The organism is Halopenitus persicus, assembly GCF_900107205.1.
Lineage (GTDB): Archaea > Halobacteriota > Halobacteria > Halobacteriales > Haloferacaceae > Halopenitus > Halopenitus persicus.
Window position 1 is genome coordinate 113649 of sequence record NZ_FNPC01000007.1, and the last position, 16353, is coordinate 130001.

Genomic DNA, 16353 nt, shown 5'->3' on the forward strand with positions numbered 1-16353 from the left:
TGAATCGGCCGAAACCACGCATTATACACCCGCTATACCCGCTGTAGTCTCAACTTCCAACTTCACCAATAGTTGCGACTGCTCGTCTCAATGCATATGATCTGGATGTCGTATGGTCCCATTTAGGGGACAGTCTGGATAAACTGTTTAGTCGGTTCTCATGGACTATGATGTCGGCATGACGCACCGTTCAATATCGGCAACTTGCTTGAGTTCAAGGACTGCGTAGTCGGGATTAACGGCTGCGATGAGTTCTTCGGCGTGGTCGTGTGGTTGGTGTTGGTCGCTCTCACCGTCGTTGTCGTGTATGTGGAGTACTCGTACGTGCTCGTCGATGTGGTCGTGGAATGCCTTCCAACCGTGGCCGCTTACTTTCGCGTGTCCGACATCGAGTGTCACGTCGAGACCGTCGTTGTCGCGGAGGTGGTCGCGGAAGTCGTCTGGGGTGGTTGTGTATCGACGCTTCGACGCGCTGGGCGGCTGGTTCTCGAGGCAGAGTGGGACACCGACATCTGCGGCGTGGGCGGCGCACTCGGCGAGTGATTTACGGGCGTTTTGATAGGCTTTTTCGTGGACGTACGTGGGATAGCGTTCCGGGACCGAGCCGCCATGGACGACAACCGCGCCCGCCCCACAGGTGGCTGCGTCGTCGAGCGTTGCCTTCACTTGTTCGACGGCAGCGGCGCGCGATGCATCGTTGAAGCTACCGAGATTCCAATCACGGAACGGCGCATGTAGGGTTACACTGACTCCGTAGTCGTCCGCGAGTTCACCAAGCATGTCCGCATCTGGTGCGTCCGGGTGACCATGTAGGTATTCGCGTTTGAATTCGACGTGGTTGAGACCGAGGGCTGTGATGTGCTCAAGGAATTCTGGGACGGACTCCGTGAAGCGGATGTCCATCGCGGCGCCGAGTCGTGTCATCGACTGACCTCCACTGCGGGAAGCGACTCGCCGACGCCGTGCGTGATTATCATGGAGAGGCCTCCGCGCAGAAGACGTCTTCACCGGCGACGACTGCGCGTTCGACCGTTGGCATTGGGTCGGGATCGACGACGAGGAGGTCGGCACGAGCGCCGGGTTCGAGTCGGCCACGGTCGTCAAGGCCGATGGCGGCTGCGGGGTTGGCGGTGACGCGGGCGACACGCTCGTGGAGTGGTTCGCCGGTGTCGACGAATGGCGCGGCGAGAAGCGATGGTGGGTGGTAGTCTGCACAGAGGATATCAACGACGCCCGCATCGATCGCGTCGGCGGTCGAGAGGTTGCCCCACTGGCTCCCGCCGCGGACGAGGTTTGGCGCTCCCATGGCTGTGGTCATTCCCTCTTCTGCGGCGCGATTTGCGGCGTCGAGCGTGACGGGGTACTCGCTGAGTGAGACTCCCTTCTCGGCACGATGGGAGACTTCCTCGGGATTCTCGTCGTCGTGTGAGGCGACTGTGAGGCCGGCCGCGGTCGCGGCGGCGGTCACGCGCTCGATGCGGTCGTCGAATACGTCGTCAGTGATTTTCTGTCTGGTTTCGATTATCTCATCGACTTCGCCCTCGTCGAAGCCAGCGTCGTCCATGTACCACTGCTTGAAGCTCTCAACACTCGCGAATTGTCCCTGGCCTGGGACGTGCGCCATCAGCGATGCCATCACGACGATGTCGCGATCGATGATTTCGCAGACAGCTTCCACACAGCCCGGATCGGTGAGTTCACAGCGAGCATGAATCCGATGATCGGCGAGTAGGTCGTCATTCGCCGCGACCATATCGACGATGTCGCGCGCGAGATCAGTGGAGCGATCGTCCTCGGGTGCGTCTTGGAAGCTGACCGCGTGACATTTCGTAGTGACGCCGGCCGCGACGTTCGCGCGGTCGGCGGCGTCGAGTGCAAGCGAATCGGCTGTTCGAGCGCCGGAACGTGGAAAGACGTGGTCTTCGATATCGTCGCCATGTAAGTCGATGAGGCCGGGAAGGATGTAGCGGCCATCTGCGTCAACAACCGTGTCGGCGTCCGTCTGGCCAGTTTGGTTTGTGGTAATGGCTGCGATTCGATTGTCCACGGCCGTCACGTCGCCTTCGATGACGCCGTTGGGTGTGACGATTTGACCATTCGTGATTGCGAGTGTCGCGACGGATTGCTGGCGACTCACGTCGATTCACCCCCGGTTGGGCGGACATCAACGACGCGCGCGTCGTCTATCGTGAGGACGCGATCAGCGACGCGCTCAACGACATCGTGGTTATGGAAGACGCCGACGACGGCCGTGTCGTCGCCGAGGTAGTCACGGAGAAGCTTCAGGGCATGCTCGCGGGTCTCCGGGTCGAGGGCACTCGTCGGCTCGTCGAGCAACAGTAGTCGTGGGCGTGGCGCGATGCCGCGAGCAAAATTTACGCGTTGGCGCTCACCGCCACTGAATGTCGCTGGATAGGCGTCGAAAAGCTCGCGTGGGAGTTGGAGGCGTTCAAGGAGGCCGCGTGCGGTTTCACGCGCTTGTTCGGGTGAGCTACCGGACTCACGGAGCGGTCGTGCGACGACGTCCACCGCGGGGACGCGCGGGATCTCGCGGAGGAACTGCGAGACGTAGCCGACATCCGTTCCGCGCAGCGAGAGGATGGTACGTTCATTACAGGTCGCCAAGTCGACGACGCTGTCGCCCGTATCATATTCGATGGTGCCGTCAGTCGGCTCGTAGGTCCGATGGAGACACTTCAGCAGTGAGGATTTCCCGCTGCCGGATTCGCCGACGACAGCGAGGAACTCGCCGGCTGCAACGTCGAATTCCACGCTGTCAAGGCCGACGACTTCGCGGCCGTCGACGACGTGCATCTGGAAGCGTTTCGAGAGGTCGGTGACGGCAAGCCGCGGCTGCTCGCCGTCGCTGTTTGTGGACGTGCTCATATTATTGAATTGATGAGAGTTTGGGTGTATTCGTGATGTGGATCTTCCATGACGCGGTCCGTGAGGCCGGCTTCAACGATGCGGCCCTGCCGCATGACGAGCACGCGGTCAGCAAGCAAGCGGACGACACTGAGGTCGTGACTCACGACGACGGTCGCGACATCTTGCTCGCGTTGCAGGCGTCGGAAAGTGTCGAGGACACGCGCCTGTACACTTACATCGAGGCCGGTTGTCGGCTCGTCTAGCACGACCAGCCCGGGGTCATTCGCGATGGCTTTCGCGATTTGGACGCGGCGCTGCATCCCACCGCTGTACGTTTCGGCGGAGTCGTCCATTCGGTCAACCGGGACTTCGGTTTCCTCGAAAAGTCCGCGGACGCGTGAGCGGATATCACCGTAGTGGCGCCAGCCTGCGGAGAGCAGTTTCTCCGCGACATTTCCCCCGCCTGTGAACGAGAGGTTGAGGCCGTCGTGGACGTGCTGGTGGACCATGCCAAGGTGTTCGTCTCGAATCTCGCGGCGGCGTTGATAGTCTGCGTCAAGGACGTCGCCGTGACCGCGAATCGTGGCGGTCCCGGCTGTTGCGTCCGCATCGAGTGCGAGTATCTCTGCGACGCTTGACTTCCCGCTGCCGGATTCCCCGACGATACCAAGGACTTCGCCGTCGCGAACCTCAAAGGAGACATCCGCACATGCAACGACGCTGTCACACTCTGGACAGCGATTTCGATCGTACTCGGGGCCGGTCGTAGCGAGACATGCCGAACAGCCCTCTCCGTAGACTTTCGTCAAGCCATCAGCGTCGAGAAAAGTCAAATATCTTCACCCCCGTCGCCGACAAAACCGTTCGGGTCGATACCCGTTCCCGGACCCCATGCGATATCCGAACGCTCCAGATGGTCGTCCTTGGCACAATCGGAGTTGCGCTGGCGTTTCTCGCAAAAACTCGTGTCATTGCAGGCGAAGCGGCGTTCGCCGTCCTCGCCCTCGACTTCCGTGAGGAACGTGTCGGTGCTCCCGCAGGCGTCGCAAGCCTCCTCGTCGAAGTGTTCGACGCGGAACGAGCGATCCTCGAACGCGAGCGGCTCGACGTCTGTGTGTGGTGGGATCGCGTAGATACGGGCTTCGCGGCCCGCGGCGAAAACAAAGAGATTGTCCGCGTCGTGGAGCTTCGGGACGTCCCAGCGCGGAATCGGCGATGGGTCCATGAGATAGCGGCCCTCAACCATTACGGGATAGCGGGCACCGATGTCCACTTCGCCCCACTGGACGACGCTCTCGTAGAGCGCAACCCACATTTTGCTGTAGTCTGCGTGCGCGTGACGAGTCCGATTTCGGTCGTCGCTTCCGTCGACGCGCCGGAGTGCGTCCGTCACCGGGACCTGGAGAACGAGAATCTGATCGTCGGTTAGTACCTCTTCGGGAATCCGATGCCGGGTCTGAATCACGGATGCCGCCGTAGTGTCCGTCGTCGTCTCGATGTCCGCCGTTGTCTCCGCGAGCCGTCGAATGTTCGCGGCGTTGACGGACGCGTCACTCCCTTGGTCAATAACCTTGAAGACGTCGTCGGGGCCGAGCAGGGAGAGCGACGCCTGAATCCCGCCAGTCCCCCAGCCGCGTGCAAGCGGCATCGCCCGAGACGCGTACGGGACTTGGTGACCAGGAATCGAGATTGCCTTCAGCGTCGCACGTCGCACCTCACGCTTCGTATGCTCGTCGAGGTACGCGTAATTATACCCTTCCAAGCCCTCCGAGGACGGGTCGTGAAGTTCTTCAAGCGACTCGGGTTCGGCGTCAGTCATCGCCACCCACCTCCGCGAGCTCGGCGTCGACCTTCTCGTCCGTCGTGGTGTCGCGCTCCTGGATGGAGCGCACCCGGTCGAGGATGCTTTGGAAAGTCACGTAATGTGGGAGTTTCAGGTGTTCGATGAAGCCGAATGAGTCGAGGCCGTCAACGACATCAAGGACGAACTCAGCGTCCTCAGCGGGCGCGTCGCCGTCGAGTTGGATGGACGCATCAAGCATTGTCATCCCGATGGCCTTGCGTTCGTTCCGACCAAACGTCACACCGTAGCCAAACGCGAAGCGCGCCTCATCTCGCGTCTCGTACGCAGGAACGACGCCCTGACACTCTGAAACGTCCGTCCCAGGGAGCGTCGCCGTTTCACCCGTGTAGGGATGCTTGACTCGCAGCGGGAGGCTACCAACGCGGACCTCGGCGAGCGTCGGATGTACCTGGCCGTAGCCCCGTAGCGCGCTGTAGCCCAGTGCTGTTACCGCACCTGTTTCGCCACGTGAGAGCTCTTGGAGGATTGCATCCCGCGGTGCCGGATGGGACAGCGGTTCTCGCGTTGTGTCCTGTGGTCCGTCCTCCACGTGGTCGTCGATGGCCGCCGTCTCCGGGTCGGCGACAAGTTCCTCCTCGCGAAGCAAGTCGACGACACCCGCGAGCGACCCGGGCTCCTCGTCGTTGATGTCAACGTCGTGTTCAGGATCGAGGTCCCATGCGTCGATCGGGTTGACGGGGTCGTCCTCGCCGTCAAGGTCGAAGTCGAGGAGTCGCTGTGTGTAGTCCTTCGTCCCGCCTAAGATCTGGCCACCGGGGACATCCTTGAACGCCGGAGAGACGCGTCGCTCTACGTCGAGCGCGTCCGTGCTTGGCGCCTCAGCGTACCCCCAGAGCTCTAGCGTGGAGCGGTAGGCACGCAGGAGGAACGCCGCCTCGACAGCATCACCCTGCGCCTGCTTGATGGCGAGCGCCGCGAGTCGCGGGGCGTACAGCCCGCTTTCTCCCATCACCTGTCCGGTGAGGCGGCCGAACTGATCGGCGACTTGGTCGACAGAAACCGTGTCACTCTCACCCTCGATGCGCGTCTTCTCGTAGAGGTCCTCCGCACGTCTGATGACGTCCTCGCCGGCAGAAACCGCGACATACCCCATTTCACGCCACCTCCTCAACGGTGAGGTTCACCGACCGCGGGAATGCGACCAGATGGGTTCCGTCGGTCACGTAGGCGTCGATGCCACGCGGGTAGTCGCTCTGCGCATCCACGAGGGCCACGAGTTCAGCCGGCGGGAGCGCCACTGCGACTCTCCGCTCGCCCGGTACTCCCGGGCCGGAGACGGTAACGTTGGTCGCTGCATCCGACGGCGTCGAGACTGTGTCGACGCGATAGAGGACGGTCGCGCCCTCGCTTGGTTCCTTGAGCGTACCGCGCGACGCGTCCGTGATTGCGCCGTCAGTGCTCCCGTGCACGTGGATGATGTCCGCCGTTTCGAGCGATGCCGCGACGTAACGCCCCTCGTCGGAGAGTGTCTCCCGAACGGCATCGTCGTCCGTGTGGAGCGCAGTCTCCTCATCGACAAGCGTCAGCAACACCGTCCGATCGGCGGGCGATGGTGTAACTTCGTGGATAGTGCCGGGGTGACTCGTCGAATCGACGAGTGCTCGATAGCACGCTTGCGTGTCGTGCACGCGGTCAAAATCATGAATACTCATGCGGGGTCCTCCATCACATCAAAGTCGACCGTCGTCGCCCGACTCTCTGCCCATGCACGTTGGCGGCGCTCGGCGCGGTTGGCGGCGTCGTCAGCGAGCGCCGCGCGGAGATCCCTACTTACAGGGTGGTCGGCCGCGACCGCGGCGTCAACGACTGCACCCGCGAGCGCCTTCCTCTCGGCCTTCCCGGGTACCATCGCAAATCCCTTCACGTCGCTGAGTTCAACTTCGGAAGTCGTCACCAGTACCTCCCCAAGATTGAACGGTTGTCCGGAGACCGGGTCCGTCGCTCGCTGCATCACCAGCTTCGGCGACGGGGACTGCACAACTCGGACGTCAGTCTCGCCGTCGAGAACTGCTTCGGCCCCGTCAAGCAGCGTTGCTGTCTCGCTGGCGGCGATTCGCTCGAAGCGTGCCGTTCGGTCTTCGAGGGTAGTCTCGTCTGTGTCGTTCACGGATATCTGTCGGGTTAGAAGGGCCCTAAGTCTACTCTGGGTACTCTACAGTCGACGCACGATTCCCTGTCTCGAACCCACTATTTCTTCGCTACGTCTGGACTCTAATAGCCGGAAAATGATTTGGTCAGTACTATATCTGAACGTCTGGACGCACCCGGACTAGTGTAACATGGGACGGGGGAATGTCGTCCTACTCGTGACGCGACGTACTATACCCAGACAACGTTCAATGACTGATACAATCGTCTTTGACGTGCATGTCGGAGTCAGAATCCAGCACCGAGGTATCGACGACGTCGAGCCGCCGAGCGTTCGTAGCAACGGGTGGGGCAGCGCTGACCGCGCTCTCCGCCGGCTGCTCGGGGATGACCAACAGTATCGCAGGCGCCTCGAAGACAACGGTCACTGTTCTCCTGACGCCCGCAGAGAGCCCTGCGGATGTCAAGAAGCAGTATCAGCCGATGGTGAAGTATCTTGAGAACTCCGTTTCAGGAATTTCCATCACGGTGGATGTCGCGACGGACTACTCGGCGATTTGGCCCGCGATTCGGAGCGGCCAAGCAAATATCGCCTTTGACGACGTCACACTCATCCAGTTCCCTGATAAGGTGGATGTTCTCGGGACGAGCGTCACTGCGAACACGGCCTACTACTTCTCGATGCTGCTTGTGCAGGCTGATAGTGATATCCAGTCGCTCGACGACCTCCAAGGAACGTCCATTAGCTTCTGTGATCCCCTTTCCACGAGCGGTTCCATCTATCCACTGTCCGCGCTCAAACAGGCTGGCCTTGACATCGGCGACGCCCCAACCGGGAAGCCGGTCGACTTCAAAGGTTCTTGGTCGAACCACGACACAAGCCTACAGCAACTCTTCAACAGGGAGAAACTCGATGCAAACGCCAACAGCGGCAAGTTTGGAATCCCGCATATGGAGTCGATTCCGAAGCGCGTCAGGGAGCATTCGGCGTTCCGCGACCAGGTAAACACGAAGTCTCCCTCGCTTCGTGCGGTTTGGGTTTCGGAGAAGGTGCCGAAACAGCCGGTCATCACGCACTCTTCGTGGAACCCGCCGGCGCGCTCAAAGATTCGTGACGCTCTCGCAACCATGACGAAAAGCGACCTCGAACAGTACATGGACGGGAACGTCTCGTTCCCGTTCACCTCGATGAAGAAGACGTCCATCGACGACTATCAGCCGGTCATTAATCGAGTGAACGAACTCGGCCTGAAGCTTCGGTGACCCTTCGATGCTCGAAGTTACGGACCTCACGAAGCATTACGGGGATGTCCGGGCGCTCGAAGATGTCTCGTTTACGCTCAACGACGGGGAGTTCACGGTGCTTCTCGGGCAGTCTGGCGCGGGGAAGTCGACGATGCTCCGCTGTCTGAACGGCTTGACGTCGCCGACAGCGGGGTCGGTGGCGCTCGATGGGGCGACTCTCGACAACTCGCGTGAGGACGTCGCGATGGTGTTCCAGCAGCACAATCTTGTTGAGGGGTTCTCGGCGTATACGAACGCGCTAACCGGGTCGCTCGGCCGCCACCCTTTCCTGCGAAGCGTGCTCCAGCTTGTCGGTCGCAAAGAGAAACTTACGGCTCTGGACGCGCTTGGTACTGTTGGGTTGCTCGATGAGGCGGACCAGCGTGTCGCCACGATGTCTGGTGGCCAACAACAGCGCGTTGGCATCGCCCGCGCGTTAGTCCAGCAGCCCGATCTCTTGCTCGCCGACGAGCCGGTGGCGTCGCTTGACCCGGGGAGTGCGGAGACTGTCATGCATTACCTGAAAACCGCGGCGAACGAATACGACATCACGACGCTTGTCAGCCTTCATCAGGTGAATATTGCCGCGTACTTCGGCGACCGCTTCCTCGGCCTGAAAGACGGCGAACTCATCTTCGACGGTGGTCCGGAAGAGTTGACCCCTGGAGTCGTGGACGAACTCTACGGAGACGTCGAAACTGTTGCGCTCGCCGAAGAGACGGCACCGGACCGGAAAACGACCACAGACGTGACGGAACCACGTCTTCAGGAGGTGCGTCCGTGACTCTCCACCCCGAAACTGAGAGTGACGAGGACGACGAACTAACGCCACGAGAGAAGCTGTCCGAGCAACATCAGCAGCGTCGGTACCGTCTCCTCAGGGGTATTGTCGGTGTGATCGCACTCATTGTAATTCTCACATTTGCGTACGGGCAGGTTGGTTTCTCCGTTCGTGAACTCATCAACTACTGGCCAGAGTTCGTGACCGCGGCACACGATTACTTCCCGACGACGACGTACTTCGGGATTGTGCCCTTCCTCGACTTCGGGCGATACTGGCAATTCATCGACGCCGCGAATCTCTTCTCACTCTCTGTCGTCACTGTTTCAATGGCTGTCGGTGGGACAGCACTCGGGATTCCAGGTGCACTCTTGCTCGGTACGCTCGGCTCCGAGCGCGTGACACCGTTCCCACTGAACTTCGTCTTTCGAGCGTTGATGAGCACGATTCGTGCGATTCCCGCGCTCGTCTGGGCGCTCCTCTTCATTCCTCTTGGTGGCGTCACGCCGTTTACGGGTACGCTTGCCATTGCGGTTGATACAATGGGGTATCTCGGGCGGCTATTCACGGACGAACTTGAGGAGATAGAGTCCGGCCCCATCGAGGGCGTGGAGTCAACAGGGGCGAATCAACGACAGACGGTCTTCTTTGGGATGCTAAGCCAGGTGTTCCGTCAGTATATTGCGTGGGTGCTGTTCATCCTCGAATTGAATGTTCGTGTTGCGATTACGCTTGGCCTCATCGGGGCGGGCGGCCTCGGCTACCAGTTGATGATTCAGCGCCAGACGTACCAATACACAAATATGATGGCGGCGGTCATCGTGACCATCCTCCTTGTCAGTAGTGTCGAAATCGTCAGCCAGCGCGTCCGCGCTCGCCTTCGCAACGACAAGGAGGCACCAGGGACACTCGAATATCTTGCCGGGATGCCCGACCGGTTTGCGCAAAGTGTATTCCGATGAGCTACCACGTCGAGGACCACGGCTCCGATCAGACGCCGACCGTTAGCCCCGAACCTGCCATCCATCCCGACGCCCGCGTTGTCGACAGTGACCTCGGCGCATGGACTGAGGTCAATCGTGGTGTCCGCATGGTGAACACGACGTTTGGCGACTACAGCTACGCGATGGCGCGCTGTGAGTTTGACCACGCGACCATCGGGTCGTTCTGCTCCATCGCTTCACACGTCCGCGTCAATCCCGTCAACCATCCCATCGAGCGGCCGACAAGCCACCACTTCACGTATCGCTCTGCAGAGTACGGCTTCGCCGAGGCGGACGGCAATACCATCTTTGAACGTCGCCGTGAGAATACCGTCGAGGTCGGTCACGATGTCTGGCTCGGCTACAATAGTGCACTCATGCCCGGTGTCAGAGTTGGGACAGGTGCTGTCGTTGGAACGGGTGCCGTTGTTACGAAAGACGTACCGCCATACACAATCGTCGCCGGCGTTCCCGCTGAACCTATTGACCATCGATTTGATGATGCGACCGCTGATCGCCTTCTCGACATCGCCTGGTGGGAGTGGGATCACGAAACGATCGCTGAGCGCTTCGATGCCTTCCACGACCTCGACACGTTCCTTGACGCCTACACCTGACCACTCGCCCACCAACAGTTATCCCTCCTGTAGCCGTCCGAAACGATGTCTCGATCCCCTCAGATCTCGACGTGTCCGGCATTAAGACCGACGTGGAGTCGTGTCGCGGTCTCTGCCGTATTCACCCAGTGATGGAAGATTCGTTCGATCGCATGCGTCACACTCGCGAGATAGCCATACCCATTCTCGCTATACGCCGTCGTTAACTCAAATAGCTCCGCGAGATCGTGATGGACGTCGCTCTCGACGGCATGTAGTGCCTCCATCCGGTCGAGTTCTGCATCAAAGAGTACTGCTGCGACGTGCTCGTGAATCTGCTCTCCGTCTGCGAGAATGTCAAGGACACGTTCGTGTACCATTCCGCCCGGCGATCGTTCTGTCACCTCAACTGCGTCCTCCACGAAGCATGCACGATCACCAGCAATCTCGAGATTTTTCGCGATGCTTGCGAACGCGCTCGCGACGCGATTTCCCGGCCACGGCGTCGATATTGTGTAGTCTTTTACTGCCGAAAGGGCTGCTGAATACCGTTTGTTCGCCAACCCTTCGAGGTGGTTCGCGCTTGGATCACATGTTTCGTGGTCAACCGCTTGAGCCGCTGCTTGATATTGGTCGAACGTCACTTCGTCGAGCTGCTGGAGTTGTTCGAGGAGGTCGGCTCCCGTCGTCGACTGAGGCCCCGTCGCGTGCTCCCAGAGTGTGGATATATCACCGGCTCGTTGATATACTTCTGACTCGTGAACGACGTACGCCTTCGAAATAACACCGTCTGCTTTCAATTCGCGGAGAATCTCAGACACGTAGTTCGGGCTTAGATCGAGAATTTCGGCGAGTTCCGCCTTCGTATCTGGATGGTGTTCATCAACTGTCTCGATAATCTTCGCGACGGTCGTTGCCTGACTCTGCTCACCTGAGGTTGCGGGCCGGAAGTCCGTCATTACCATATCTTACTCCGACCTTGAGGTTAGCCGATATGCACGGAAATCACGGACTCAACTATATTCCTATAGAGCAGTTCGGACCCCTCATAGCAGACGCTTACCCTATCACGTCAAAACACGCGCCCGTATGGAGACACGTAAGGTCCAGCTCTCCGGCGGAACCACGTATACAGTTTCCCTACCGAAGCAGTGGGCGAACGAACACGGCGTCACGGCTGGCGACCTACTGAGCCTCAAACCACGTGATGACGGCGCGCTTATTGTCCAAGTTCTGGATAATGGACGCGACCAAGCCAGTGCAACCGTCGACGTCAGCGACTACGGACCAGACGAAGTGCGGGTCGCCATCCACGCGCTCTACATTCTCGGCTTTGACCACATTACCCTCCGGCTTGGCGACGACGAGGCGAACCTTCGCGCTGCCCGCGAAACTACCCGACTCCTCGTCGGCATAGAGGTCCTCGAACGCGACGCCGCATCGTTCACCATTCACAGCGTTATGTCCGCTGATCACGTCTCCGTCCGCAAGAGCATCATTCGACTTGAACTCATCGTCGATGCCATGCAACAAGACGCGGTTACCGCCCTTTGCGAAAACGACGCTGACCTCGCAGCCGAAGCTGCCACCCGTGACAACGAAGCTGACAAACTCCACGCACTCCTCACGCGGTGCCTCCGCCGATCACTCGGCGTTTTCGACGAAGTGCAGAAACTCGAGCACGACCGCGCCAGTCTCTTTGAACACTACCAGGTCGCTCGGCAGCTCGAACGAATCGGTGACCACGCCGAGAAAATCGCCGGCCTCTCTACCGACCTCGACGCGTCTAACGGCGAGATTTCCGCTGCAATCCCGTCTCTTGACCGACGGGCTCGCGATATTCGTAACGCCGCCACCGACGTCGTTCTCTCCGACGATCCGGTCGATATCGCCTATGACGCAATCGCCGACTGTGATGCCCTCATTGCCGACATCGACGATCGACGCCGCTCGCTCTACGACCATTCAGATTCTGGTGAAGCCTATACCTACGGAATCGTCCTCGATAGTATCCAACGAACTGCCGAATACGGCGCCAATATCGCAGATATTGCCGTTCAACGCCACTACCGTCATAGCCACTGGTAGGGTGTCTCGACTGGTTGCGTAGTCATGGTTGTACGCGTACGACCTCCCCGTGACTTCAGCGACTATGTTGTGTAGAAACAGGTATTACTGCTTGCGGAATGGGCTTAGGAGTTGGAATCGGCCTTTACACCGTTCAAGTAGAGGGCGATAGCAACTACTGTTACACTCGCACACCTACTGAGCGGCTGTTTCACGCCGAATTCGCGCTATGAAAACCCGCCTCGATGCGGTGAGTGGCTTCGATACGTACAGAGGGTTTAGTGAACGCACCCCCGTGTTCAAAATGGCGCGGGTTCAGACCACACCCCCGCTTGTAGAATGTAGAAATAACTCGGACCACCCTCCCCATGTACGAAATGGAGGTTTGATGTTACCATAACGCCTAGTTGACATACCCGTGACGTCGGCATCGCCTGTCGCTCCCAACCCCTTCGGGAATCCCCGGCGACACCCGCTTTGTCACCCGGATTGATGTCCGATACTGGCGAGCGCGTGGAAACACTTGTAGTGGTCCGAAAACCTACAATACCCCAGTAGCTACTACCCGAGTGTGTCGCCAGTTCGGCGGCAGAAGTGAGACCACTGCCGCCATATTACCTGTCATCCACCCCATCCGTCGGCGACACATCCTTTCAGTCACCACCTCTTAGATCCGATAGTTTTGCCCTTTCAGCAGCCTCGGTGAGTGGCGGTGACTGCATTTTCTGAGCTCAAAAACTCGTCTTTGACGCTGTAAGTCTGTAGACAATTGGGCTTATCCCGATGCCGTCTTGCGTTTACCAAGGCAGTATCGATGGGAAATTGGGAGTGGCTATCGGTTGATCAAGCGGTTCATGGCTGTGACGACGTCGACGGATTTCGGGCTCCGATTCTTCTACTTCGCGTTTGCGTGTCTGTTGTACTCGATTTGGCGAGCAGTCGATTTACTCGTCCAAGTCGAGTTGACGGGTGAGTACGAACGCGCGCCGATTGTGACGGCCGACAATACGCTCACGCTGCTGAAGAAGGAGGCCGGAATCGGATAAGGAGGTACTCTGTCCGGGGCCAGTGCGGATTTCTGAGTGGCAACGCTGTCAGGAATTTCGAAAATCCACCGATTTAGTTGGGAGTGCGATAGGAAGAGACGATTGAGAGGAGATTCGAAGCCGAACTAGTCACTGATTCGTCCGAGACTGCGCATCACAGTCTCGCTAAACCCCCTGTAGTCTCAACTTCCCCGACCTGGACTGTAGTTGCGAACGACAGAAATTGTGCACGGGATCGGTGACCAGTTCCCGGTCGAAATGGCCCCGTACGTGCTTCTCCATCGAGAACTCGAAATCACGACAAACTGGGACGCATACTACTCTCGGAGAATGCATACCGACAGAATCTGTGCATGAGATGTACGCATCTGTCTCTAGTGAAGCCCTCCAGATTAGAGACTAACAGTGGTGAAGCATTCGTTAGGTAGGTATGCTCATCTGACGTAGAGCTTGTTGCAGAGTGAATAGCGTATCTCCGTCAAGCACGAAGTCGAATGAGCTGGTTTGGCTTTGAGGTGGAGATGAACAGCGACTCGTCCACCAAGATGAGTTGCGAAATTCTGTCCGCCTTAACTGACTCCGTCCAGATAGTATCACCAGTTGCAGCGTCGATACACCGTACCTGGGACTGCTTAGAATCCCCTCCCACCGCAGCGTAGATTGTATTCGCACCAACCGCTATCTGTCTGGGCTGGTCCGGGAACGGTTCCGAAGACCACTTCGTTGTCAGGGTGCTTGGGGTTAGCCGGTGCAGGCGATGGTTTTGTACGGTTATTGGCTCTCCGTCTGTCGCTGCGAATCCGAAAATTCCTCGGATTGTGTTGTGGTCAAGCGGGATAATTCGTTTCCCGACGATTTCCCCGCTTGTCGTATCAATAACGGTGATTGACGTGAGTTCATCAGGATACGAAGTCCCCTGGTCTGTGGTCGAGATCGAAGGAAGAAGTCGCGCCAGGTAGAGTCGGGATTCTGTTACCATACTGCCGGTAGGATAGCCCGAGAACTCATAGTGAAAGACGGGCGTCCCATCGTGGGAGAAGGCGTCGACGTAGGTTCGCTGAATCTCTGGTGTGCCGTGCTTTCGAGTGATTTCTTGATCTCTCCGCACAATGCGAATGAGATTCTCCGAAGAGGAGAGGAGCCGGACAGTAGTAACACGTCCTGGTGATGATTGGGAGCGATTCGACGGGATCGATTGTTGCCAACGTACGGTGCCGTTTCGTGTTCCGATAAGATTTCCTTCCTCGTCAGCAGCAGCGATTGTCCCGTTAGTGAAGGCGATATGGGGCCTACTGCTCTGTAAGATGGCTTCCTCTTTTGGGACGTGCCATCGCTGCTCGCCTGTTTTCCGATCAAGCGCGGTAATCGTCGGGTCGGAGTGAATCACGTAGTCCTCGGTAACGATGAGTTGCCGGGTCAATGCGGGTGTCTCCCAAATGAACTTCTCATCGGAGAGGGAGTACGCGAACACGTTTCCATTGTACCCGTAAACGACGTCGCCCACGACACGGATCGGGTCGGCTGCCGAGATCCCGTCGTAGGCTTGACGAGTGAAGGATTGGTGGCGTGGGCCTGATGCAGAGTGGTTTGTGTGGGTTCTTTCTGGATCTGCGGTCTGTGTCGGCCACGCGTTGCTTCCGGCGGGGAGCGAGAGTGGCGTGCCAGAGTTGTTGGATCTCGGGAGCTGAGCGCATCCTGCGAGAGCCGATGAGCCGAGGAGGGCGAGGAGTCGTCGGCGTGGAACTTCCATTTCTTGTATAAGTCTTGAAATGGCTGAACTTTGACTTTGGTGGCCCCGTTCAACATCCTAGTTAAGGCATGACTGTATTTGTCCCGCTACTCAGAACATCGGTCTACTGAATCCCTGTACTTAGCGAGGCTACGCATCACATCGAGGCGGGTTCGTACCAGCGGATTCGGAATGGAACAGCCGCTCAGTAGGTGGGCAACCTTCGTGAGCATTCGATGCAGGTTCAGCTGGCATTCATAATAGATGCGATTAGGGCCCCTTTCTTTACGTCTATTTTACTATGGAATCAGACGGCAATTATTTTCATTATAGGCGCTAAGAGAATAGTAAGTATGGTGGGTGTTTTCCAACTACTGGTAGCTTTCCTCGGTCTCTATATCATATACCAGATGGATGAGATACTTGGTCGTTTCAATCTCGTATTTGGGCCAGAGACCAACGTTGAACCGCCTAATTGGTTTGTTAACTTCGTAAGAATACTAGTCGGTCTCTTCGTGCTGTATCAGCTTCGGCTAGCATTCATAAAATACATCTAATCAATCCCGACTGGGATTCTCACCAACTGCATTTGGCGTGAAACAGCCGCTCAGTAGGAATGTCCACGTATAGGCCAGCACATATGCCACAAATATAAATAAGTCAATAATGGAAATTAACCGCCGACGTATTCTCCAAATGCTCGGTAGTAGCTCAATATTCACTATTGCCGGGTGCTTACACACTGATTCACTACCAGCAATATCCATCTCTAATCAAACCAGTAATAGAATTGATGTTAAATTAGTAGTACGAGATGTAGAGGAAGAAGAGCCAGTCATAGATGAGACTTTTTCGTTAGATGCCGATGGAGATAAATCCTACTCGCAACCATTTGAGACGAGTGGCGAAAAAGAGTTGAGGATAACCGTTAACGGCAACAGAAGTAAACGACACACATGGAATGATAGTCCATCAAGTAGTGGCTCTGTACTAACTGTATCAATACTTGAACAGGATATCAATATAGAGGAAGCGGTTAGCTAATTA

General features: G+C 57.9%; 16 protein-coding genes and 2 pseudogenes. 8 read left to right on the top strand and 10 right to left on the bottom strand.

Features of this window, described 5'->3' with window-relative positions:
- Nucleotides 1–165: 165 nt before the first annotated feature.
- Genes BLV25_RS12265 through phnG form a run of 8 tightly spaced genes read right to left on the bottom strand, consistent with a single transcriptional unit; the run spans nt 166 to nt 6839 of the window.
- Complete coding sequence (locus BLV25_RS12265; RefSeq protein ID WP_092733675.1) at nt 166–924, bottom strand: sugar phosphate isomerase/epimerase family protein; 759 nt, start codon at nt 922–924, stop codon at nt 166–168.
- A gap of 49 nt (nt 925–973) precedes the next feature.
- Nucleotides 974–2137, bottom strand: coding sequence for an alpha-D-ribose 1-methylphosphonate 5-triphosphate diphosphatase (locus BLV25_RS12270; protein ID WP_218128638.1), 1164 nt, complete (start codon nt 2135–2137; stop codon nt 974–976).
- Nucleotides 2134–2886, bottom strand: a complete 753-nt coding sequence (locus BLV25_RS12275; protein WP_092733681.1) for a phosphonate C-P lyase system protein PhnL — start codon at nt 2884–2886, stop codon at nt 2134–2136. The genes BLV25_RS12270 and BLV25_RS12275 overlap by 4 nt, the downstream gene beginning before the upstream one ends.
- On the bottom strand, nt 2883–3701 hold the full coding sequence (locus tag BLV25_RS12280; RefSeq protein ID WP_092733684.1) for an ATP-binding cassette domain-containing protein: 819 nt from the start codon (nt 3699–3701) through the stop codon (nt 2883–2885). Before BLV25_RS12280 ends, BLV25_RS12275 begins: the two co-directional genes overlap by 4 nt.
- On the bottom strand, nt 3698–4687 hold the full coding sequence (locus BLV25_RS12285) for an alpha-D-ribose 1-methylphosphonate 5-phosphate C-P-lyase PhnJ (protein ID WP_092733687.1): 990 nt from the start codon (nt 4685–4687) through the stop codon (nt 3698–3700). The genes BLV25_RS12280 and BLV25_RS12285 overlap by 4 nt, the downstream gene beginning before the upstream one ends.
- Entirely contained in the window at nt 4680–5825 is a 1146-nt protein-coding gene (locus BLV25_RS12290) for a carbon-phosphorus lyase complex subunit PhnI (protein ID WP_092733690.1), read from the bottom strand. Before BLV25_RS12290 ends, BLV25_RS12285 begins: the two co-directional genes overlap by 8 nt.
- A 1-nt stretch (nt 5826) precedes the next feature.
- Nucleotides 5827–6384 carry a phosphonate C-P lyase system protein PhnH gene (phnH, locus tag BLV25_RS12295; protein ID WP_092733693.1) on the bottom strand — a complete coding sequence of 186 codons (558 nt, stop codon included), beginning with the start codon at nt 6382–6384 and terminating at the stop codon, nt 5827–5829.
- Nucleotides 6381–6839 carry a phosphonate C-P lyase system protein PhnG gene (gene phnG, locus BLV25_RS12300; protein ID WP_092733696.1) on the bottom strand — a complete coding sequence of 153 codons (459 nt, stop codon included), beginning with the start codon at nt 6837–6839 and terminating at the stop codon, nt 6381–6383. Before phnG ends, phnH begins: the two co-directional genes overlap by 4 nt.
- Before the next feature lie 260 nt (nt 6840–7099).
- Here phnG and BLV25_RS12305 point away from each other — a divergent pair, with 260 nt between their 5' ends.
- The 4 genes and pseudogenes from BLV25_RS12305 to BLV25_RS12320 all read left to right on the top strand — a co-directional run bounded on the left by BLV25_RS12305 (nt 7100) and on the right by BLV25_RS12320 (nt 10485).
- Nucleotides 7100–8083: a PhnD/SsuA/transferrin family substrate-binding protein gene (locus BLV25_RS12305; protein ID WP_218128639.1), complete on the top strand. Its 984-nt coding sequence runs from the start codon at nt 7100–7102 to the stop codon at nt 8081–8083.
- Between the two features lie 7 nt (nt 8084–8090).
- Nucleotides 8091–8932 (top strand): annotated as a pseudogene (gene phnC, locus BLV25_RS12310) (phosphonate ABC transporter ATP-binding protein); the annotation flags it as partial.
- A 12-nt stretch (nt 8933–8944) separates the two neighbouring features.
- Nucleotides 8945–9847, top strand: coding sequence for a phosphonate ABC transporter, permease protein PhnE (gene phnE / locus BLV25_RS12315; protein WP_176819495.1), 903 nt, complete (start codon nt 8945–8947; stop codon nt 9845–9847).
- The gene (locus BLV25_RS12320; RefSeq protein ID WP_092733705.1) at nt 9844–10485 is read left to right on the top strand and encodes an LbetaH domain-containing protein; all 642 of its coding nucleotides are present in this window, start codon (nt 9844–9846) and stop codon (nt 10483–10485) included. The genes phnE and BLV25_RS12320 overlap by 4 nt, the downstream gene beginning before the upstream one ends.
- 59 nt (nt 10486–10544) lie before the next feature.
- Here the strand turns inward: BLV25_RS12320 and BLV25_RS12325 are convergent, their stop codons facing one another.
- The gene (locus tag BLV25_RS12325; RefSeq protein WP_176819491.1) at nt 10545–11423 is read right to left on the bottom strand and encodes a winged helix-turn-helix domain-containing protein; all 879 of its coding nucleotides are present in this window, start codon (nt 11421–11423) and stop codon (nt 10545–10547) included.
- Between the two features lie 130 nt (nt 11424–11553).
- On the opposite strand from BLV25_RS12325, the gene BLV25_RS12330 reads away from it, so the two are divergent.
- Together BLV25_RS12330 and BLV25_RS17920 are read left to right on the top strand one after the other, a co-directional pair.
- Entirely contained in the window at nt 11554–12552 is a 999-nt protein-coding gene (locus BLV25_RS12330; protein ID WP_092733711.1) for a phosphate signaling complex PhoU family protein, read from the top strand.
- Between the two features lie 788 nt (nt 12553–13340).
- Nucleotides 13341–13577, top strand: a pseudogene (locus tag BLV25_RS17920) (transposase); the annotation flags it as partial.
- Nucleotides 13578–14055: 478 nt separating this feature from the next.
- Here BLV25_RS17920 and BLV25_RS12340 read toward each other — a convergent pair.
- The gene (locus BLV25_RS12340) at nt 14056–15081 is read right to left on the bottom strand and encodes an outer membrane protein assembly factor BamB family protein (RefSeq protein WP_176819492.1); all 1026 of its coding nucleotides are present in this window, start codon (nt 15079–15081) and stop codon (nt 14056–14058) included.
- 461 nt (nt 15082–15542) lie between these two features.
- On the opposite strand from BLV25_RS12340, the gene BLV25_RS12345 reads away from it, so the two are divergent.
- Both BLV25_RS12345 and BLV25_RS16820 read left to right on the top strand, forming a co-directional pair.
- Nucleotides 15543–15863: a hypothetical protein gene (locus tag BLV25_RS12345; RefSeq protein ID WP_143114436.1), complete on the top strand. Its 321-nt coding sequence runs from the start codon at nt 15543–15545 to the stop codon at nt 15861–15863.
- Between the two features lie 109 nt (nt 15864–15972).
- The gene (locus BLV25_RS16820; protein ID WP_143114437.1) at nt 15973–16350 is read left to right on the top strand and encodes a hypothetical protein; all 378 of its coding nucleotides are present in this window, start codon (nt 15973–15975) and stop codon (nt 16348–16350) included.
- Nucleotides 16351–16353 lie beyond the last annotated feature (3 nt).